At 64.6% G+C, this 1,155-nt stretch carries 1 protein-coding gene; it reads right to left on the reverse strand.

Annotated features, from left to right (window positions below):
* Nucleotides 1-236: 236 nt before the first annotated feature.
* Nucleotides 237-1,155 (reverse strand): PucR family transcriptional regulator (locus AC0B9F_RS38325; RefSeq protein ID WP_472010455.1); only part of this gene is annotated, 919 nt, incomplete at its 5' end.

Genomic DNA, 1,155 nt, shown 5'->3' on the forward strand with positions numbered 1-1,155 from the left:
CGTCGTAGACCGCGATGTCTGCTTCGGTCAGGTCGGTCTGGCGAACGATCTCGGCGCGCCGTGCGGCGACGTCGTAGGACCGGAAATCGGCGATGCGGCTGTTGGTTGATCGGCTGCTGGTTGATGACACGGGGGGTCGTCCTCCTGAAGTGGTTCTGTGCTCCGCTTCACAGTAGGGAGGTCGATGCTTGCCAGGCCACGTGCTCACGACACATCGATCGGTCGAAATTGTAGTGTCATGCACCATCGGCGCTGTCGGTGATGCCGCTTCCGGCCTCTTCGGTTCCCACGTCCCGAAGTTCGTCGAGCCTCGTCGCCATGGACACCCGGAAAAAGTTCTCGTCTTCCCGCCACGATTGACCGAGGAGCGTACGGATGCGGTCGAGACGCTGAACGACGGTGTTGGGGTGATAGTTGAGTGCGCGGGCAGCCTTGGTCGGGCTCCCGTCGTTGCGTACCAGGGCACGAAGGGTCGCGGTGAGATCGGTGTCCTTGTCGCGGTCGTACGCGAGTACCGGGCCGATTACTTCGTCGATGAACTGATGAAGTGATTCCGGATTTTCGCCGAACAGAACGGTGTACGGCAGATATGACGCCGTCGTGACCGCGCCGTCGGTCTTGCCCAATGCCGTGAGTAGGCGGGCCGTGCGCAGCGCCGAGGTGAAGCGCGCCGGGAGCTCTTCGGGGCGTTCCGCCGTCGCCGGCGCAATGACTACTGCGTGCGGTCCTACCGAACCGGTGATCTGACGGTGAATGACCGTCGCCGCGGCTGCCGGGTTTCCCGAGCGCGAGACCACCGCGATCAATCCGGCATGCTGCGCCGCCAACCCCGCTACCGGCAGAGACTGCCCGATTGCGCGGAGCGCGGCGGTGCGGAGTTCCGGAGCGACCGACACCACGAGGACGGTGTCCAGTTCGCCGAGTGAGATGCCGAGGTTTCGGGTCCTACGTTCGAGATCGCGCCTGCGCTCGGGGGCAGTGCTCAGCAAGTCGGCGACCAGTTCGTCACGTGCGCGTCGGTCCGCTGCTGCTGCCGCCGAGTGTTGCAACACGAGGATGGCAGTGACCTGAGCTGCCCGTTCCACGGTCCGGAGTTCGACGGGGCCGATCCGCGCGTCCGAACGATTCAGCAAGATGGCCCCGAGGAACGATTCT

Source organism: Streptomyces sp. NPDC097129 (assembly GCF_055668065.1).